Source organism: Pseudomonas sp. CP-1, assembly GCF_021213715.1.
GTDB lineage: Bacteria > Pseudomonadota > Gammaproteobacteria > Pseudomonadales > Pseudomonadaceae > Pseudomonas > Pseudomonas aeruginosa.
Window position 1 is genome coordinate 1 of record NZ_JAJQKY010000069.1, and the last position, 380, is coordinate 380.

Annotated in this window: 1 protein-coding gene; it reads left to right on the forward strand. The window is 68.7% G+C overall.

All coding sequences use genetic code 11. From position 1 onward, the window contains the following. Positions 1–380 (forward strand): AMP-binding protein (locus tag LT948_RS33090; RefSeq protein ID WP_232197176.1); only part of this gene is annotated, 380 nt, incomplete at both ends.

A 380-nucleotide genomic window follows, 5' to 3' on the forward strand; every position in this document is an offset into this window, starting at 1 on the left:
TCGGGCTATCCGGCAACGCCGCTGGTACACCAGCGAGTGGCCGAGCGGGCGCGTATGGCGCCGGATGCGGTGGCGGTGATCTTCGACGAGGAAAAGCTCACCTACGCCGAGCTGGATAGCCGGGCCAACCGCCTGGCCCATGCGTTGATCGCCCGAGGCGTCGGCCCCGAGGTGCGGGTGGCGATCGCCATGCAGCGCAGCGCGGAGATCATGGTGGCGTTCCTGGCGGTGCTGAAGGCCGGCGGCGCCTACGTGCCGCTGGACATCGAATACCCGCGCGAGCGCCTGCTGTACATGATGCAGGACAGTCGCGCGCACCTGCTGCTGACCCATAGCCACCTGCTGGAGCGTCTGCCGATCCCCGAGGGGTTGTCCTGCCT